Origin of the sequence: Cellulosimicrobium cellulans (assembly GCF_001722485.1) — a bacterium.
In the GTDB taxonomy this organism is placed as follows: domain Bacteria; phylum Actinomycetota; class Actinomycetes; order Actinomycetales; family Cellulomonadaceae; genus Cellulosimicrobium; species Cellulosimicrobium cellulans_A.
In genome coordinates, this window is the sequence record NZ_LWGL01000058.1 from 1 (window position 1) to 17,851 (window position 17,851).

General features: G+C 74.1%; 16 protein-coding genes. All 16 read left to right on the top strand.

Annotation, left to right across the window (positions count from 1 at the left end):
- On the top strand, nucleotides 1–983 hold a 983-nt coding region (locus JZ5iCDA_RS08525; RefSeq protein WP_171905326.1), incomplete at its 5' end, for a molybdopterin-dependent oxidoreductase.
- Between the two features lie 360 nt (nucleotides 984–1,343).
- Nucleotides 1,344–1,652: a hypothetical protein gene (locus tag JZ5iCDA_RS08530; RefSeq protein WP_069386793.1), complete on the top strand. Its 309-nt coding sequence runs from the start codon at nucleotides 1,344–1,346 to the stop codon at nucleotides 1,650–1,652.
- Between the two features lie 209 nt (nucleotides 1,653–1,861).
- Complete coding sequence (gene ileS / locus JZ5iCDA_RS08535) at nucleotides 1,862–5,335, top strand: isoleucine--tRNA ligase (protein WP_069386794.1); 3,474 nt, start codon at nucleotides 1,862–1,864, stop codon at nucleotides 5,333–5,335.
- Nucleotides 5,332–6,738 (top strand): bifunctional folylpolyglutamate synthase/dihydrofolate synthase, encoded by a 1,407-nt coding sequence (locus tag JZ5iCDA_RS08540; protein ID WP_069386795.1) that lies wholly within the window; start codon nucleotides 5,332–5,334, stop codon nucleotides 6,736–6,738. The genes ileS and JZ5iCDA_RS08540 overlap by 4 nt, the downstream gene beginning before the upstream one ends.
- A 133-nt stretch (nucleotides 6,739–6,871) precedes the next feature.
- Nucleotides 6,872–7,873, top strand: a complete 1,002-nt coding sequence (locus JZ5iCDA_RS08545; protein ID WP_216093421.1) for a siderophore ABC transporter substrate-binding protein — start codon at nucleotides 6,872–6,874, stop codon at nucleotides 7,871–7,873.
- A 16-nt stretch (nucleotides 7,874–7,889) separates the two neighbouring features.
- On the top strand, nucleotides 7,890–8,942 hold the full coding sequence (locus JZ5iCDA_RS08550; RefSeq protein ID WP_083259814.1) for an ABC transporter permease: 1,053 nt from the start codon (nucleotides 7,890–7,892) through the stop codon (nucleotides 8,940–8,942).
- Nucleotides 8,932–9,957, top strand: coding sequence for an iron chelate uptake ABC transporter family permease subunit (locus JZ5iCDA_RS08555; RefSeq protein ID WP_216093422.1), 1,026 nt, complete (start codon nucleotides 8,932–8,934; stop codon nucleotides 9,955–9,957). The genes JZ5iCDA_RS08550 and JZ5iCDA_RS08555 overlap by 11 nt, the downstream gene beginning before the upstream one ends.
- Nucleotides 9,954–10,712, top strand: coding sequence for an iron ABC transporter ATP-binding protein (locus JZ5iCDA_RS08560; protein ID WP_069386797.1), 759 nt, complete (start codon nucleotides 9,954–9,956; stop codon nucleotides 10,710–10,712). Before JZ5iCDA_RS08555 ends, JZ5iCDA_RS08560 begins: the two co-directional genes overlap by 4 nt.
- Before the next feature lie 138 nt (nucleotides 10,713–10,850).
- Nucleotides 10,851–11,846, top strand: coding sequence for a dihydroxyacetone kinase subunit DhaK (gene dhaK / locus JZ5iCDA_RS08565; protein ID WP_069386804.1), 996 nt, complete (start codon nucleotides 10,851–10,853; stop codon nucleotides 11,844–11,846).
- A gap of 75 nt (nucleotides 11,847–11,921) precedes the next feature.
- The gene (dhaL, locus tag JZ5iCDA_RS08570) at nucleotides 11,922–12,569 is read left to right on the top strand and encodes a dihydroxyacetone kinase subunit DhaL (RefSeq protein ID WP_069386798.1); all 648 of its coding nucleotides are present in this window, start codon (nucleotides 11,922–11,924) and stop codon (nucleotides 12,567–12,569) included.
- The gene (gene dhaM / locus JZ5iCDA_RS08575) at nucleotides 12,566–13,330 is read left to right on the top strand and encodes a dihydroxyacetone kinase phosphoryl donor subunit DhaM (RefSeq protein WP_069386799.1); all 765 of its coding nucleotides are present in this window, start codon (nucleotides 12,566–12,568) and stop codon (nucleotides 13,328–13,330) included. Before dhaL ends, dhaM begins: the two co-directional genes overlap by 4 nt.
- Before the next feature lie 71 nt (nucleotides 13,331–13,401).
- Nucleotides 13,402–14,079, top strand: a complete 678-nt coding sequence (locus tag JZ5iCDA_RS08580) for a TetR/AcrR family transcriptional regulator (RefSeq protein WP_253182017.1) — start codon at nucleotides 13,402–13,404, stop codon at nucleotides 14,077–14,079.
- Between the two features lie 117 nt (nucleotides 14,080–14,196).
- The gene (locus JZ5iCDA_RS08585) at nucleotides 14,197–15,954 is read left to right on the top strand and encodes an MDR family MFS transporter (RefSeq protein ID WP_069386800.1); all 1,758 of its coding nucleotides are present in this window, start codon (nucleotides 14,197–14,199) and stop codon (nucleotides 15,952–15,954) included.
- Between the two features lie 4 nt (nucleotides 15,955–15,958).
- On the top strand, nucleotides 15,959–16,465 hold the full coding sequence (locus tag JZ5iCDA_RS18350) for a DUF4233 domain-containing protein (RefSeq protein WP_171905325.1): 507 nt from the start codon (nucleotides 15,959–15,961) through the stop codon (nucleotides 16,463–16,465).
- Between the two features lie 54 nt (nucleotides 16,466–16,519).
- Nucleotides 16,520–16,972 carry a nucleoside-diphosphate kinase gene (gene ndk / locus JZ5iCDA_RS08595; protein ID WP_069386801.1) on the top strand — a complete coding sequence of 151 codons (453 nt, stop codon included), beginning with the start codon at nucleotides 16,520–16,522 and terminating at the stop codon, nucleotides 16,970–16,972.
- A gap of 51 nt (nucleotides 16,973–17,023) precedes the next feature.
- Nucleotides 17,024–17,851, top strand: an 828-nt coding sequence (locus JZ5iCDA_RS08600; protein WP_171905327.1) for a chromosome segregation SMC family protein, incomplete at its 3' end; no start/stop codon positions are given.

The following is a 17,851-nucleotide window of genomic DNA, read 5'->3' on the forward strand; positions in this document are numbered from 1 at the left end:
GCACCCGCGTCGTGACCGCCGCCCGGGACGCGCTGCGCCTGCCCGCCCCGGCGACGCCCGCTCCGCCCGTGCCCGCGGGCGCCGACCTCGGCGTCCCGGGCCTCGCGCCCTACGTCACGCCGAACGACGGCTTCTACCGCATCGACACGGCGCTGCGCGTGCCGCAGGTCGACCCCGGCTCGTGGACGCTGCGCGTCTCCGGGCTGGTCGACGAGCCGTTCGAGATCACGTTCGACGAGCTGCTCGCGCTGCCGCTGGTCGAGCACCACGTGACGCTCACGTGCGTGTCGAACGAGGTCGGCGGGGACCTCGTCGGCAACGCCCGCTGGCTCGGGTACCCGGTGCGCGACCTCCTCGCCCGGGCCGGGGTTCGCGAGGGCGCCGACATGGTGCTGTCCACGAGCGCGGACGGCTGGACCGCGAGCACGCCGCTCGACGTCCTCACCGACCCCGACCGCGCGAGCCTCCTCGCCGTGGGGATGAACGGGGAGCCGCTGCCGCCCGAGCACGGCTTCCCGGCGCGCCTCGTGGTCCCGGGCCTGTACGGGTACGTGTCGGCGACGAAGTGGGTCACGGAGCTGAGGGTCACGACGTTCGCCGACGACGTCGCCTACTGGTCGACGCGCGGCTGGTCCGAGCGCGGGCCGATCAAGCTCGCCTCGCGCATCGACACGCCGCGCGCAGGGGCGTCCGTCGACGCGGGGCGCGTGACGGTCGCGGGCGTCGCGTGGGCGCAGCACACCGGGATCGCGGCGGTCGAGGTGCAGGTCGACGACGGCCCGTGGGAGGCGGCGACGCTCGCCGCGACCGTGGGGCCGGACACGTGGCGGCAGTGGTCGTACGCGTGGGACGCGACCGCGGGGGACCACCGGCTGACGGTCCGGGCGACCGACGCCGACGGCACCGTCCAGACCGCGGACGTCGCCCCGCCCGTCCCCGACGGCGCGAGCGGCCGGCACGACGTCGAGGTGTCCGTCCGCTGAGCCGCCGTCCGGTGCGCCCGGCCCGCGGACGGTGCTGGCGCAGCGGCACGGGGCCTGGCACCATGTCGGCGTGACCTCGACCGCGCGCCCCACGAGCACCCCGCTCGTCCTCGTGCGCCCGCAGGTCGCCTCCGCGCCGTCCTGTTGTTGACGGCTCGCGGCGCCACGCGCAGCCGACCAGGTGTCCGCGAGCAGCACCTCGCCCCTCCCTCCTGAGGTACCGACCCCTCGAGGGCACCGGGGCGCGACGGTCGCCGACCTCCCGCACCCGCCACCGGTCCGCCGACGGACCGATGACCCGGGCGCGTGACGCCGGTCTGCACCCCGACGCCCGTCACCTGCAGGACGCGAGATCACGCCATGTACCTCCCCGGCACCACCGCCCAGCACCTCAACACCACCCAGGCCCGCACCACCCAGGACCGCGCCACCCAGGCCCGCGCCACCGCGGCGGCCCGCCCGGCCCACCCCGGTCAGCCGGCGCCCGCCCCGGCGAGCGCGACGCCGCCCCTGACCGTCGAGTGGCTCGTCGCGCGCGACATCGACGCCTTCAGCGCGCGGCGCCGGACGCGCCCGCGCACCCCCGCTACCATGGACGCACAGGCATCGACCCGGCCATCACCGGTGAGCCTCCGGAAGAACGGGACCAGCGCCGTCGCGCAGTCGTAGACGCCGCCGGCGCGGTCCTCAGTAGAACCGGACGGGGCAGGCCCGTCACAGCCTTCGACGAGCGGTCGGCGCGCACGCGCCGGCAAGCGAGGTGGTACCGCGGCGACCGCACCCGCACGGGTGGGGGAGTCGTCCTCGCACGAGCACGACCGACCCGTACCACCGCGGCGGAACCCCCGCCGTCCCGCACCCACCGGAGCCGTCGAACCATGGCCTACCCGCTGCACCGCGCCCCGAGCACCGACCCGACCGGCCACCAGCCGGGCGCGTCGTTCGGCATCCCCGCGTCGCCGGACCTGCCCGCGATCGAGCGCGACGTCCTCGCGTACTGGGACGCGGACGACACGTTCCGCGCGTCCGTCGAGCGCAACCCCGCCGGCGAGAACGGCAGCAACGAGTTCGTCTTCTACGACGGCCCGCCGTTCGCCAACGGCCTGCCGCACTACGGGCACCTGCTCACCGGGTACGCGAAGGACGTCGTCCCGCGCTACCAGACGATGCGCGGGCGCCACGTCGAGCGCCGCTTCGGCTGGGACACGCACGGCCTGCCGGCCGAGCTCGAGGCGATGGACCAGCTCGGGATCAAGACCAAGGAGGAGATCCTCGAGCTCGGCATCGAGCGGTTCAACGACGCGTGCCGCACCTCGGTGCTCAAGTACACGGGCGAGTGGCGCGAGTACGTGACGCGCCAGGCGCGCTGGGTCGACTTCGAGGACGACTACAAGACGCTCGACCCCACGTTCATGGAGTCGGTGCTGTGGGCGTTCAAGTCGCTGCACGACAAGGGCCTCGTGTACGAGGGCTTCCGCGTCCTGCCGTACTGCTGGAACGACCAGACGCCGCTGTCCAACCACGAGCTGCGCATGGACGACGACGTCTACCAGGTGCGCCAGGACCCGGCCGTCACCGTCGGCCTGCGCCTGGAGACCGGCGAGCTCGCGCTCGTGTGGACGACGACGCCGTGGACGCTGCCCTCCAACCTCGTCGTCATGGTCGGCCCGGACGTCGACTACGTCGTCGTCGAGTCGTCCGCGACCGGCGTCAAGGAGCGGTACGTCATCGCCGAGGCGCGCCTGGAGGCGTACGCGCGCGAGCTCACGGACGCCGGGGCGGACGGCGCCGAGGGCGAGCTCGCGTCGCAGGTCGTCGAGCGCCTCAAGGGCTCCGACCTCGTCGGGCGCTCCTACACCCCGCCGTTCTCCTACTACGCGGGGCACCCCAACGCGCACCGCGTCGTCGAGGCGGACTTCGTCACGACGACGGACGGCACCGGCCTCGTGCACGGCGCCGGCGCGTTCGGCGAGGACGACAAGGTGGTGTCCGACCGCGAGGGCATCGAGCCCGTCATGCCCGTCGGCCCCGACGGGAAGTTCACGTTCCCCGTCGTCGACTACGAGTCGCTGCAGGTGTTCGACGCGAACGCCCTCATCATCGACCACCTCAAGGGCCGCACGCGCCGCGACGCCGCGACCAGGAACGAGCAGGAGGTCCCGGACCTCGCCGTCGGAGCCGTGACCGAGGGCACGGTCCTGCTGCGCCGCGAGTCGTACGCGCACTCCTACCCGCACTGCTGGCGCTGCCGTCAGCCGCTCATCTACATGGGCGTCTCCTCGTGGTTCGTCGCGGTCTCGCGCTTCAAGGACCGCATGGTCGAGCTCAACGAGCAGATCGCGTGGACGCCCGACCACATCCAGCACGGCCAGTTCGGCAAGTGGCTGGAGAACGCACGCGACTGGTCGATCACGCGCAACCGCTTCTGGGGCAGCCCCGTGCCCGTGTGGAAGTCGGACGACCCGCAGCACCCGCGCGTCGACGTCTACGGCTCGTTCGAAGAGATCGAGCGCGACTTCGGCACGCTGCCGCGCAACGAGAAGGGCGAGCCGGACCTGCACCGCCCGTACGTCGACCGCCTCACGCGCCCCAACCCGGACGACCCGACCGGCCGCTCGACGATGCGCCGCGTCGAGGACGTCCTCGACGTGTGGTTCGACTCCGGGTCGATGCCCTACGCGCAGGTGCACCACCCGTTCGAGAACGCCGACTGGTTCGAGCACCACAACCCGGGCGACTTCATCGTCGAGTACATCGGCCAGACGCGCGGCTGGTTCTACACGCTGCACGTCCTCGCGACGGCGCTCTTCGACCGGCCCGCGTTCCGCACCGCGGTCTCGCACGGCATCGTGCTCGGCTCGGACGGGCGCAAGATGAGCAAGTCGCTGCGCAACTACCCGGACGTCAACGAGGTCTTCGACCGCGACGGCTCCGACGCGATGCGCTGGTTCCTCATGAGCTCGCCCATCCTGCGCGGCGGCAACCTCGTCGTCACCGAGGACGGGATCCGCGACGCCGTGCGCCAGGTCCTCCTGCCGCTGTGGAGCACCTACTACTTCTTCACCCTGTACGCGAACAGCTCCAAGGCACAGGCGCGCGGTGAGGGGGCGACCGGGCCGGAGGGCACGGGGACCGACGGCGGGTACGTGGCGCAGCGCGTCGCGCCGGAGCGCGTGCCGGGCCTGCCGGCGCTCGACCGCTACCTGCTCGCGCGCACGCACGACCTCGTCGCGCGCGTCACCGGGCAGCTCGACGCGTACGACATCGCCGGCGCGTGCGAGTCGGTGCGCGAGCACCTCGACGTGCTCACCAACTGGTACGTCCGCACTCAGCGCGACCGGTTCTGGGCCGAGGACGCCGACGCCTTCGACACGCTCTACACCGCGCTCGAGACGCTCACACGGGTCATGGCGCCGCTCGCGCCGCTCCTAACCGAGGAGGTCTGGCGCGGCCTCACGGGTGGCCGGTCCGTCCACCTCGCAGACTGGCCCGCCACCACGGAGGAGGTCGGAGAGCGGCACGAGGGCACCGAGGGGCGCTACGCGGTCGCCGTCCGCCACGTCCCCGAGGCCGGCCTCGTCGCCGACGACGCGCTCGTCGCCGCGATGGACGAGGTGCGCTCCGTCGCGTCGGCCGCGCTCGGCCTGCGCAAGGCGCACCAGCTGCGCGTGCGCCAGCCGCTCGCGCGCCTGACGGTCGTCGTCGACGACCCGGACGCCCTCGCGCCGTACACGGACCTGCTCGCCCGCGAGCTCAACGTCAAGGCCGTCGCGCTCGAGTCCACGGACTCGGACGCCGCCGAGCGGTTCGGCGTCACGCAGCGCCTCGCGGTCAACGCGCGCGCCGCGGGCCCGCGCCTGGGGCGCGGCGTCCAGGCCGTCATCAAGGCCTCGAAGGCGGGTGCGTGGCGCGTGGACGACGCGGGCGAGGTCGTCGTGACGACCGACGACGGCGAGGTCGCGCTGCTGCCCGCCGAGTACGAGCTGACGACCGTCGTCGCGGCCCGCGAGGCCGACGAGAGTGCCGACGGTCCGACGGTCGCGGCCGCGGTGCTCGCCGGCGGCGGGTTCGTCGTGCTCGACCTCGCGCTCGACGACGCGCTGCTCGCGGAGGGCTACGCGCGCGACGTCGTCCGCGACGTCCAGGACGCGCGCAAGGCCGCCGGGCTCGACGTGGCCGACCGCATCCGACTCGCGCTCGACGTGCCGCAGGGGTGGCTCGCGGCGGTCGAGGAGCACCGTGACCTCGTCGCGCGCGAGACGCTCGCCGTCGACGTGCGAGTCACGGCGGTGGACGGCGACGAGCGCGCGGTCCGCGTCGAGCGCGTGACGGCGGGGGAGGCGACGGCGTGAGCGCGAAGGACCGGAAGAAGCCTGCGGGCGCCGCGGCGCGCGAGGCGGCGGAGGACGCGGCCGCGCTCGACGACCTCAAGGACGTCTACGCGCACATCATGTCGCGCGCGCCCGAGCACGACATCGACCCGACGCTCGCGCGCGTGCAGCGCGTCCTCGAGCTGCTCGGCGACCCGCACCGCGCCTACCGCGTCGTGCACGTCACCGGGACGAACGGCAAGAGCTCGACGGCGCGCGTCGCCGAGCGGCTCGTGCGTGAGCACGGCCTGCGCACCGGGCTCTTCACGAGCCCGCACCTGACGAGCGTCACCGAGCGCATCCAGGTCGACGGCGAGCCCCTGAGCGCACGCCGGTTCGTGGAGGTCTGGGAGGACGTCGCGCCGTACGTCGGCGTCGTGGACCGCGAGTCGCAGGAGGAGGGCGGGCCGCGCCTCAGCTTCTTCGAGGTGCTCACCGTCATGGCGTTCGCGGCGTTCGCGGACGCGCCCGTCGACGTCGCCGTGGTCGAGGTCGGCCTCGGCGGCACGTGGGACTCGACCAACGTCGTGGACGGCGAGGTCGCGGTGGTCACGCCCGTCGCGCACGACCACGAGCGCTGGCTCGGCAGCACCCTCGAGGAGATCGCCGACAACAAGGCGGGGATCGTCAAGGAGGGCGCGACCGCCGTCGTCGCCGAGCAGGAGCCCGAGGTGCTCGAGGTGCTGCTCGACCGGGCGCGCCAGGTCGGCGCGCGGGTGCTGCGCGAAGGGGTCGACCTCGAGGTCGCGTCGCGCCAGGTCGCCGTGGCCGGGCAGCTGCTCGACCTGCGCACCCCGGCCGCCCTGTACACCGAGGTGTTCCTGCCGCTGCACGGCGCCCACCAGGCGCACAACGCGCTCCTCGGTCTCACCGCCGTCGAGACGCTGCTCGGCGGTCGTGCGCTCGACGGCGCGGTCGTCGAGGCCGCGTTCGCCGACGTGTCGTCGCCGGGGCGCCTCGAGGTCGTGCGGTCGAGCCCGACCGTGCTCGTCGACGCCGCGCACAACGCCGCCGGTGCGGAGGCGCTCGTCGCCGCGCTCGACGAGGCGTTCGACTTCCGCCACCTCGTCGGCGTCGTCGGCATCATGGGGGACAAGGACGCCGAGGCGCTGCTCGCGGCGCTCGAGCCGGTCCTCGCGGAGGTCGTCGTCACGCGCAACAGCTCGGACCGCTCGGCCGACGTCACCGAGCTCGCCGAGCTCGCGGCGGACGTGTTCGGCGAGGACCGGGTGCGCAGCGCGGAGTCGCTCGACGAGGCGCTGCAGGTCGCGGTCGACCTCGCCGAGGCGGCCGACCCGGTCGGCGTCGGCAGCGGGACCGGGGTGCTCGTCACGGGCTCCGTCGTCACCGTGGCGGACGCGCGCATCCTGCTCGGGCGAGGCTGAGGGCCGCGCCGCGTGTGACGCATCGCACGACCGGATGCCGGGACGCTGGTACAGGAAGCAGGTAAGGCTTACCTATAGTGGTGGCAGCTCGCTCAGGTGAGCCTCACCTACTTCCTGATCCCGGAGTCCACCCGTGAACATCCCGCGCGCCCTCGGGGCGTCCCGCACCGTCCGTGCCACCGCCGCGCTCGCCGGCGTCCTCCTCGTCGCCTCCGCGTGCGCGTCCACCGGGTCGGCCGACGCGGCGGACGGGGCCGCCACGGAGGCGGCGGCCGACGACGCCCCGGCCACGGTCGTCGTCGAGCACGCCCAGGGCGAGACGGAGGTCGACGTCGACCCGCAGAAGGTCTTCACCTACGACTTCGCGGCGCTCTCGGTGCTCGACGCGCTCGGCGTCGAGGTCGCGGGCGTGCCCAAGCAGAACGTGCCGGAGGCGTTCTCGCAGTACGCGGACGACGAGGACGTGCAGGACATCGGCACGCTGTTCGAGCCGGACTACGAGCTCGTCGCCGCCGAGCAGCCCGACCTCATCATCGTGGCCGGCCGCTCGTCCGAGGCGTACCCGCAGCTGAGCGAGATCGCGCCCACCATCGACCTGTCGAACGACTGGACGAGCTTCCAGGACTCCGTCGTCGCCAACGCCGAGACCCTCGCGCCGGTGTTCGGCGCCGAGGACGAGGTCGACGGCCTCGTCGAGGACCTCGACGCGGCGGTCGCCGACGTCCAGGACAAGGCGGAGTCCGCCGGGACCGCGCTCGTCGTGCTCACCTCGGGCGGGGAGGTCACCGCGTACGGTCCCGGCTCGCGCTTCGGCTTCCTGCACGACTCGCTCGGGCTCACGCCCGCCGTCGAGGACGTCGAGGCGGCGACGCACGGCGAGGCCGTCTCGTTCGAGTTCCTGCTGGAGACCGACCCCGACTGGCTGTTCGTCGTCGACCGCGACGCCGCGACCGGCGAGGGCACGCAGAACGCCGAGCAGGTCCTCGACAACGAGGTGGTCCACCGCACCACGGCGTGGCAGCAGGACCAGGTCGTCTACCTCGACCCGACCACGTGGTACATCATCAACGGCGGCGTGCCGACGCTGACCGCGATGGCCGAGGAGGTCGGCGCGGCGCTCGACGGCGCCGCGTGAGCCCCGGCGCGACCTCGTGACAGCTCCTTCCTCCGCCCCGACCGCCGACGCGGCCCTCGCCGCGCCGGCGGTCGCGGGCGCCCGACGGCCTGCCTCGCCCGCCGCCCGGCGCGTGCTGACGGTCGGCGGTGCCCTCGTCGCGCTCGTGCTCACGGCGGTCGCGTCGACGTTCGTCGGCGTCAGCGACGTGACGCCCGCGTCCCTGTGGGCGGGCGACGGTCACGCGCGCGACCTGCTGCTCCTGTCGCGCCTGCCCCGCACCGCCTCGGTGCTCCTCGCGGGCGCCGCGATGGCGGTGACGGGCGTCGTCATGCAGATGCTCGTGCGCAACCGGTTCGTCGAGCCGTCGACCGTCGGCACCACCGAGTCCGCCGGCCTGGGCCTGCTCGTCGTGACGATCGCGGCGCCGGGGCTCGCCGTCCCCGGCAAGCTCCTCGTCGCGACGGCCTTCGCGCTCGCCGGCACGGCGCTGTTCCTGCTCGTGCTGCGGGCCGTGCCGGTCCGCTCGATCGTCACCGTCCCGCTCGTCGGGATCATGCTCTCGGGCGTGGTCGCCGCCGTCTCGACGTACCTCGCGTACCGCCACGACCTGCTCCAGACGCTCTCGGCGTGGATGACCGGGGACTTCTCCGGCGTGGTCGCCGGGCGGTACGAGCTGCTGTGGGCGGTCGCCGCGCTCGTGGTCGTCGTGTACCTCGTCGCCGACCGGTTCACGGTCGCGGGCATGGGGCGCGACGTCGCGACGTCGCTCGGCCTGCGCTACGGGCTCGTGCTCGCCGTCGGCCTCGCGGTCGTGGCGACGTCGAGCGCCGTCGTCGTGGTGGTCGTCGGGTCGCTGCCCTTCCTCGGGCTCGTCGTGCCCAACGTGGTGAGCATGCTCGCGGGCGACAACCTGCGCCGCTCGCTGCCGTGGGTCGCGCTGCTCGGCGCGGGCCTCGTCCTGGTCTGCGACGTCCTCGGGCGCGTGCTGCGGTACCCGTACGAGATCCCGGTCGGCGTGGTCATGGGCGTGCTCGGCGCGGCGGCGTTCCTCTGGCTCCTGCTGCGGAGGTCCGCCCGTGTCGGCTGACCTGCTCGCTCCTGCGCCCGCGCGCGCCGGCCGCGCCGTTCGTGCTCTTCGCGACCTGGGGCGGCGCCGCGAGGTCGTCGTCCTCGTGGTGCTCGCCGTCCTCGCGCTCGCCGCCGCCGCGACCTACCTCGTCCTCGGCGTGCAGGGCGGCTGGGAGTTCGTCCTGCCGTTCCGTGGCCGTCGCCTCGCGGGCCTCGTCGTCGTCGGCGTGGCGATCGCCGCCTCGACCGTCGTGTTCCAGACGCTGACGGACAACCGCATCCTCACGCCGTCGATCATGGGCTTCGACGCGCTGTACCAGCTCGTGCAGACCGTCGCGGTGTTCGGCCTCGGCAGCCTCGCGCTGGCCGCGGTCCCGGCGACCGTGCAGTTCGGCGGCGTGCTCGTCGTCATGGTCGTGCTGTCGACCGCCCTGTTCACCTGGCTGTTCGGCGGCGCGCGGCGCAGCCTGCACCTGCTCGTGCTCGTCGGCGTGGTGCTCGGCACGATGTTCCGCAGCGTCTCGTCGCTGCTGCAGCGCATGCTGGACCCGAACGAGTTCACGGTCCTGCAGTCCCGGCTGTTCGCGAGCTTCAGCACTCTCGACGAGCGGCTGCTCGTCGCGACGGCCGTGCTCGTCGCCGCCGGCATCGCGGTGCTGCTGCGCGGCCACCGCGAGCTCGACGTGCTCGCGCTGGGGCGCCCCACGGCCGTCGCGCTCGGCGTCGACCACCGGCGCGTCGTGCTGCGCACGCTCGTCGTCGTCGCGGTGCTCGTGTCCGCCTCGACGGCGCTCGTCGGCCCGGTGACGTTCTTCGGCCTGCTCGTGGCGAACCTCGCCTACGTGCTGACCGGGTCGCACCGCCACGTCGTCAACCTGCCCGCGGCGAGCCTGCTCGCCGTGGTCGTCCTCGTCGGTGGCCAGGCGGTGCTCGAGCACGTCCTCGACCAGGCCGCCGTGCTCAGCGTCGTCGTCGAGTTCCTGGGAGGGATCGTGTTCATCGCCATGCTGGTCGCCGCGGGGAGGCGCCGGTGATCCGCCTCGAGGAGCTGACCAAGCGGTACGGGACGAGCGTCGTCGTCGACGGCGTCGACCTCGAGCTCCCCGCCGGGGGCGTCGTGTCCATCATCGGGCCGAACGGTGCGGGGAAGTCCACCATGCTGTCCGTCGTCGCGCGGCTGCTGCCCGCCGAGGGCGGGCGCGTCACGGTCGACGGCGACGACGTGCGCACGACGCCCGGGCCGGTGCTCGCCCGGCGCCTCGGCATCCTGCGCCAGGACAACCACCTGACCGTCCGGCTCACCGTCCGCGACCTCGTGACGTTCGGCCGCTACCCGCACTCCCAGGGGCGCACGACGGCCGAGGACGAGCGCCACGTCGACGCCGCGCTGGAGTACCTCGACCTCGAGGGCCTGGCGGGCCGCTATCTCGACGAGCTCTCGGGCGGGCAGCGCCAGCGGGCGTTCGTCGCGATGGTCCTCGCGCAGGACACGCGGTACGTGCTGCTCGACGAGCCGCTGAACAACCTGGACCTGCGCCACGCGCGGGGCATGATGCGCCTCGTGCGCGCCGCCGCCGACGACCTGGGCAAGACCGTGGTCGCGGTGCTGCACGACGTGAACTTCGCGTCGTGCTGGTCCGACCGCATCGTCGCGATGCGCGACGGGCGGGTCGTCGCGCAGGGGACGCCGGAGCAGGTCGTGCGGCCGGAGGTGCTGCGCGACGTGTACGGCACCGAGGTCGACGTACGCGTGGTCGACGGCAACCGGGTCGCGCTCTACTACGTGTGAGCGTACGTGCGAGCGCCCGGAGCGCCGCCGTGCACTCGCGTCGCCCGCGGTGTTTCATGGGTCCCAGCGGACCGCGTCTCCGGCCGTCTCGACCGTCAGGGGAGGCGGGTGCCGCCGGACTCGACGGAGGGAACGACGGTGAAGAAGCTGCTCAACGACCCCCAGGACGCGGTGGCGGAGTCCCTCGAGGGCTTCGGACAGGCGCACGCCGACCTCGTCGCGATCCACCTGGACCCGCCCTACGTCACCCGGGCGGGAGGTGCGGTGGCCGGCAAGGTCGGTCTCGTGTCGGGCGGCGGTTCGGGTCACGAGCCCCTCCACGGCGGCTTCGTGGGGCTCGGCATGCTCGACGCCGCGGTACCCGGTGCCGTGTTCACGTCGCCGACGCCCGACCAGGTCGCGCCCGCGCTGCAGGCGGCGGACTCGGGCGCGGGGGTCCTCGCGATCGTCAAGAACTACACGGGCGACGTGCTGAACTTCGAGACCGCCGTCGAGCTCGTCGAGGCTGAGGGCACGCGTGTCGAGAGCGTGCTCGTCGACGACGACGTCGCGGTCGAGGACTCGCTCTACACCGCCGGGCGCCGCGGCGTCGCGGGGACCGTGTGCGTCGAGAAGATCGCGGGCGCCGCCGCGGAGCGCGGGGACGACCTCGACGCCGTCGCGGGCGTCGCACGGCGCGTCGTGGAGAACGTGCGCTCGATGGGCGTCGCGCTCACCGCGTGCACCGTCCCGCACGTCGGCAGGCCGAGCTTCGACCTCGGCGAGGACGAGATCGAGGTCGGCATCGGCATCCACGGCGAGCCCGGGCGGCGTCGCGTGCCCGTCGCCCCCGCCGACGAGGTCACGCGCATGCTGCTCGACCCGGTCGCCGACGACCTCGGGCTGGGCGGCGGCGAGGACGTGTTGCTGTTCGTTAACGGAATGGGGGGCACGCCGCTGTCGGAGCTCTACGTCGTCTATCGTCGAGCGCGGAGGCTGCTCGAGGAGCGCGGCGTGCGGGTCACGCGGTCGCTCGTCGGGAACTACGTCACGTCGCTCGAGATGCAGGGCGCGTCCGTCACGGTGCTGCGCCTGGACGACGAGCTGACCACGTTGTGGGACGCTCCCGTCCGCACGCCCGCGCTGCACTGGTGACGGCCGGTCGTCACGTGCACGTGCGGTCTCCGGGGCCGGCCCTCCCGCCGGCCCGCAGGCGAGGAGAGGTGGGGCATGACGCTGGACGTCGCGTGGGCGGACCGCTGGGCTCGGCTGAGCGCCGAGCGGATCGCGGAGGCGAAGGACGAGCTGACGGAGCTGGACCGCCAGATCGGTGACGGCGACCACGGGGCGAACCTCGACCGGGGCTTCCGCGCCGTGGTCGCGAAGCTCGACGCGACCGACCCGCCGGACCAGATCGGCGACGTCCTCAAGCTCGTCGCGACGACGCTGATGTCGTCGGTCGGCGGCGCGTCGGGGCCGCTCTACGGCACCGCCTACCTGCGCGCCGCGAAGGTGACGGGCCTCGCCCGGCTCGACGCGCAGGGCGTCGTGGCGCTCCTCGAGGGCGCCCTGGAGGGCATCGCCGCGCGCGGCAAGGCCGTCGTGGGGGAGAAGACGATGGTCGACGCGTGGCAGCCCGCCGTCGACGCGGCCGAGGCCGCGGCGCACGAGGGCGCCTCGACGGAGCAGGTGCTCGCCGTGGCCGCCGAGGCCGCCCGCGCCGGTGCCGCGTCCACCGTGCCCCTCGTCGCGACCAAGGGTCGCGCCAGCTACCTGGGCGAGCGCAGCGCCGGGCACCAGGACCCCGGGGCGACGTCGACCGCGATCCTGCTCGAGGCGGCCCGCGACGCCGCGGCCGGGACGGGGGAGGAGGAGTGACGGCCGGGGCCCCGGCGGGCGCGGCGACCACGCCGGCCCGAGCCCGCATCGCCCTGGTCCTCGTCTCCCACTCCCAGCGCCTGGCCCAGGGCACGGTCGAGCTCGCGGCGCAGATGGCGCCCGGGGTCCTCCTGCTCGCCGCGGGAGGCACGGACGACGGCGGTCTCGGCACGAGCTACGACCGCGTCTCGGGCGCGGTCGCGGAGGCCCTGCGGGCCGCCGGTGGCGTCGTGGTGCTCGCCGACCTCGGCTCCGCGGTGATGACGGTCGAGTCGGTCCTCGACGTGGAGGACGGCCTCGACGGCCGCGTCGCGCTCGCCGACGCGCCGTTCGTCGAGGGCGCCGTCGCGGCCGCGGTCACGGCGCACGGCGGCGGCGACCTCGCCGAGGTCGTGGCCTCGGCCGAGCACGCCGGGAGCACGTTCGCGCCGGCCGGGGAGCCCGGCGACCAGGCTCCAGCAGCCCCCGGGCCGGACGGCGGCGCGACGACCGCGGAGGACGACGGGCGCGGCAGCGCGACGGTCGCGCTGCGCAACCCCCTCGGCCTGCACGCCCGGCCCGCCGCCGTGCTCGCGCGCATGATCGCCGGCTTCGACGCGACGGTGACGATCGACGGCGTGAACGGCGCGAGCGTCCTCGAGCTCATGAAGCTCGGCGCGACGCAGGGCCAGGAGCTCACGGTGGCGGCCGACGGCCCGCAGGCGCGCGAGGCGCTCGACGCGGTCGTGGCGGCCGTGGAGGGCGGCTTCGGGGAGGTCTGACGCGCGCCGTGTGATGCAGGTCATGCAGAAATGCAGTTGATGCAAGTTTGCGGTGACTGCAGAATTGTCGGGTGACTCCGACGGCCTCCAGCGCGCCCGCGACCGGGCACCGTCCCGCGACCGACGCCCCGCCCGGGGCCGAGCCGGCCGAGGGCGGCCTGCGCGAGCGCAAGAAGCGCCGCCGCCGGGACGACATGGTCGACGCGGCGCAGCGGCTCGTGCTCGACCGGGGGCTCGACGCCGTGACCGTCGAGGACGTCTGCGACGCGGTCGGCGTCTCGCCGCGCACGTTCTTCAACTACTTCGCGTCGAAGGACGACGCGGTGCTCGGCCTCGAGCCGTTCGAGGTGCGCTCCGAGGCGGCCGACGCGTTCCTGCGCGGCGGCCCCACCGGCGTCCTGCTCGACGACGTCGCTCACCTCGTCGGCGAGATCCTCGGGGAGCAGGCGGTCGACACCGACCGCATGCACCGCACGCTCGAGCTCGTCCAGCGCGAGCCGCGGCTCCTCGCGCGGCACGTCGCGTGGATCGAGCAGCACCACGCCGGGATGGTCGAGCTCTTCGCCGCCCGCCGCGCGGCGCGGCCCTTCGTCGCCGACCCGGAGCTGCTCGCCCTCGTCGTCATGAGCCTCGTGCGCGCGTCCTCGATCGCGTGGCAGCGCGGCGACGGCCGAGGGACCCCGGCCGACCACCTGGCCGACGTCGTGGAGCAGCTGCGCTCCCTCCTCGCGCCCGACCCCGGCGACTGAGCCGGGACCCGCGCGCCCCCGCACCCCCGTACCACCGCACCTGCACCGCACACCCCGACGACGGGCCACGGCACGCCGTCGCGCGCCGCACCCGTCCCGACCGAACGGGAATCTCCCATGGCCAGCCCTCAGACCTCCCCGCCCGGGGCCCCGACCGACGGCGGCGCCCCGCTCGTCGTGCTGACCCCGCGCACCGTGTGGGTCATCTTCGGCGCCCTCATGGCGTCGATGTTCCTGTCCTCCCTCGACCAGTCGATCGTCGGCACCGCGATGCCGACGATCGTCGGCGAGCTCCACGGCGTGGAGCACCAGGGCTGGGTCATCACCGCCTACGTCCTCGCCATCGCGATCGTCATGCCGCTCTACGGCAAGTTCGGCGACCTCTGGGGACGTCGCTGGCCGTTCCTCGTCGCGATCGGGCTGTTCACCGTGGCGTCCGCGGGCGCCGGGTTCGCGCAGTCCTTCGCCGAGCTCGTCGCGTGGCGCGCCGTCCAGGGCCTCGGCGGCGGCGGCCTCATGATCCTGTCGCAGGCGATCATCGCCGACATCGTGCCGGCCAAGGAGCGCGGGAAGTTCATGGGTCCCATGGGCGCGCTGTTCGGCGTCGCCGCCGTGCTCGGCCCGCTCATGGGCGGCTGGTTCACCGAGGGGCCGGGCTGGCGCTGGGCCTTCTGGATCAACATCCCCGTCGGCGTGGCGGCGTTCGTCGTCGCCTGGTTCGCCCTCCGGCTGCCGTCGCGGCGCTCCGACCGCCCCGTCGACGTGGCCGGGATCGTCTCGATGGTGCTCGCGACGTCGGGCATCGTGCTCGTCGCGAGCTGGGAGTCCGTCAGCGGCGGGGCCGGCTACGACTGGTCGGACCTGCGCCTGAGCGGGCTCGTCGTGCTGACGCTCGTGTCGGTCGCCGCGTTCGTCGTCGCCGAGCACCGCGCGGCCGAGCCGCTGCTCCCGCTGCACCTGTTCAAGAACCCGACGTTCACCATCGCCACGCTCATCGGCCTCGTGCTCGGCATGGGCATGTTCTCCGCGCTCGCGTTCCTGCCGACGTTCCTGCAGATGGCCACGGGGGCCGGGGTCACGCAGTCCGGCTACCTCATGCTGCCGATGATGGCCGGGGTCATGCTCACGTCCATCGCGTCCGGCATCGCCATCACGCGCACCGGCCGGTACAAGGTCTTCCCGGTCGTCGGCCTCGCCGTGACGACCGCGGGCCTGGTGTGGCTGACCACCATCACGGGCGACATGTCCATGTGGCTGTTCGGCGCCATGATCTTCGTGCTCGGCGCAGGCATGGGCCTCGTCATGCAGACCGTCGTCATCGCGGTGCAGAACGCCGTGGACCCCCGCGAGATCGGGACGGCCACGAGCGCCAACAACTTCTTCCGCGAGATCGGCGTGGCCGTCGGCACCGCGCTGTTCAGCACGATCTTCACCGCGCGCCTGACCGACAGCCTCGACGGCATCCTGGCCGTCCCCGACGGAGCCCCGACCGGCGCGCACGGCGGGTCGTCGCTCACGCCCGAGGTGGTCTCGCAGCTGCCCGAGCCCGTGCACACGCAGGTCGTCGACGCCTTCGGCGACGCCCTCGCGCCCGCCTTCTGGTACCTCGTCCCGCTCGTCGCGCTCGGCCTCGTGCTCGCCCTGTTCCTCAAGGAGGTCAAGCTCTCCGACGTCGCCGGGATGGTCGCCCGCGGCGAGGCCGTGGCGGACCCCGGCCACGCGGCAGCCGACGATGCCGGCACCGCCCAGGGGGCCGACGACGAGCCCGTCGTCGCCCTCGTCGGGTCCGCGGACGCGTCCGGCGACGAGGAGCGCCCGGCCGGTCCCGACGGGCCGTCCGAGGACCGGCCGCGCGGCGACGCGCCGGTATCCTGACCAGGTGAGCTCGACCCCGTCGACCCCGTCGACCCCGGACCCCGCCGCGCAGCCGTCCCGCCACGGCCGCGCGGCGGGGCCGGCGCGCCCGTCGCCCGGCGACCGCATCAAGCCCAAGAAGCCGGCCAAGGTGCAGTTCGCCTCGACCACGCTGCTGCTCGAGGCGTTCCTCGTGGTCTTCGCGACGCTCGTCGCCTACGGGTTGCGCGACGTCCCGTACTCGCGCGGCCCGCTCGAGCTCCCCGGCGCCTCCGTCTGGGTCGTCGGCGGCGCGCTCGCCCTCGTCCTCGTCGTACTGTCGCGCGCCGTCGGCACGCCGGGCGGCTACGTCGCCGGCTCCGTCGCCCAGGTCCCGGTGCTCGGCCTCGGGCTCGTCGTCCCCATGATGTTCGTCGTCGGCGGCATCTTCGTCGCCCTCTGGATCGTCTCCATCCGCCTCGGCGGCCGCATCGACCGCGAGCGCGCCGCGTACGACGCCGCGCACCCCGAGACCGCGCCCAACGCGGGCTGACGTGCACCGACGGCGGTTCGGAGCCCCGGCGCCCGTCCCGGTAGGCTCGCGGCCATGACCGACGTCGCACCCGCAGTCACCGAAACGATCGAGCGCACCCTCGTCCTCGTCAAGCCCGACGGCGTCCGCCGCGGCCTGTCCGGGGAGATCCTGCGCCGCATCGAGACCAAGGGCTACACGCTCGCCGCCGTCCGCCTCCTCGACGCCACGCCCGAGCTCCTCGCCGCGCACTACGCCGAGCACGAGGGCAAGCCGTTCTACCAGCCGCTCGTCGACTTCATGCTCTCCGGCAAGATCCTCGCCGTCGTCGCCGAGGGCCAGGGCGTCATCCCCGGGTTCCGCTCGCTCGCCGGCGCCACCAACCCGACCGAGGCCGCGCCCGGCACCATCCGCGGCGACCTCGGCCGCGACTGGGGCCTGAAGGTCCAGCAGAACCTCGTGCACGGGTCGGACTCGCCCGAGTCCGCCGCGCGCGAGATCGCGCTCTGGTTCCCCGAGCTGGGCTGAGAGGCCCGCGGATGCGCGGGATCGGGGGAGGGCCGCACTAGGCTCGGGCTCGTGCACCTCAAGACGCTGACCCTGCGGGGCTTCAAGTCGTTCGCGTCCGCGACGACGTTGAGCTTCGAGCCCGGGGTGACGTGCGTCGTCGGGCCCAACGGGTCCGGCAAGTCCAACGTCGTCGACGCGCTCGCGTGGGTGATGGGGGAGCAGGGTGCCAAGACGCTGCGCGGCGGCAAGATGGAGGACGTCATCTTCGCCGGGACGGCGGGCCGCCCGCCGCTGGGACGCGCGGAGGTGTCGCTGACGATCGACAACGCCGACGGGGCGCTGCCGATCGACTACACCGAGGTGACGATCTCCCGCACGCTGTTCCGCAGCGGCGGCTCCGAGTACGCGATCAACGGGTCGCCGTGCCGCCTGCTCGACATCCAGGACCTGCTGTCCGACTCCGGGCTCGGTCGGGAGATGCACGTCATCGTCGGGCAGGGCCAGCTCGACGCCGTCCTGCGCGCGACGCCCGAGGACCGGCGCGGATTCGTCGAGGAGGCCGCCGGCGTCCTCAAGCACCGCAAGCGCAAGGAGAAGGCGCTCCGCAAGCTCGACGCCATGCAGGCCAACCTCACGCGCCTCGCCGACCTCACCACCGAGGTGCGGCGCCAGCTCGGGCCGCTCGGCCGGCAGGCGGAGATCGCGCGCAAGGCCGCGACCATCCAGGCGGACCTGCGCGACGCGCGGGCGCGCCTGCTCGCCGACGACCTCGCCCAGCTCACCGCGACGCTCGAGCAGGAGATCGCCGACGAGGCCGCGCTGCGGGCGCAGCAGGCCGAGGTCGAGCGCGACCTCGCCGCCGCACGGGGCCGGCTCGCCGCGAGCGAGCGCGAGACC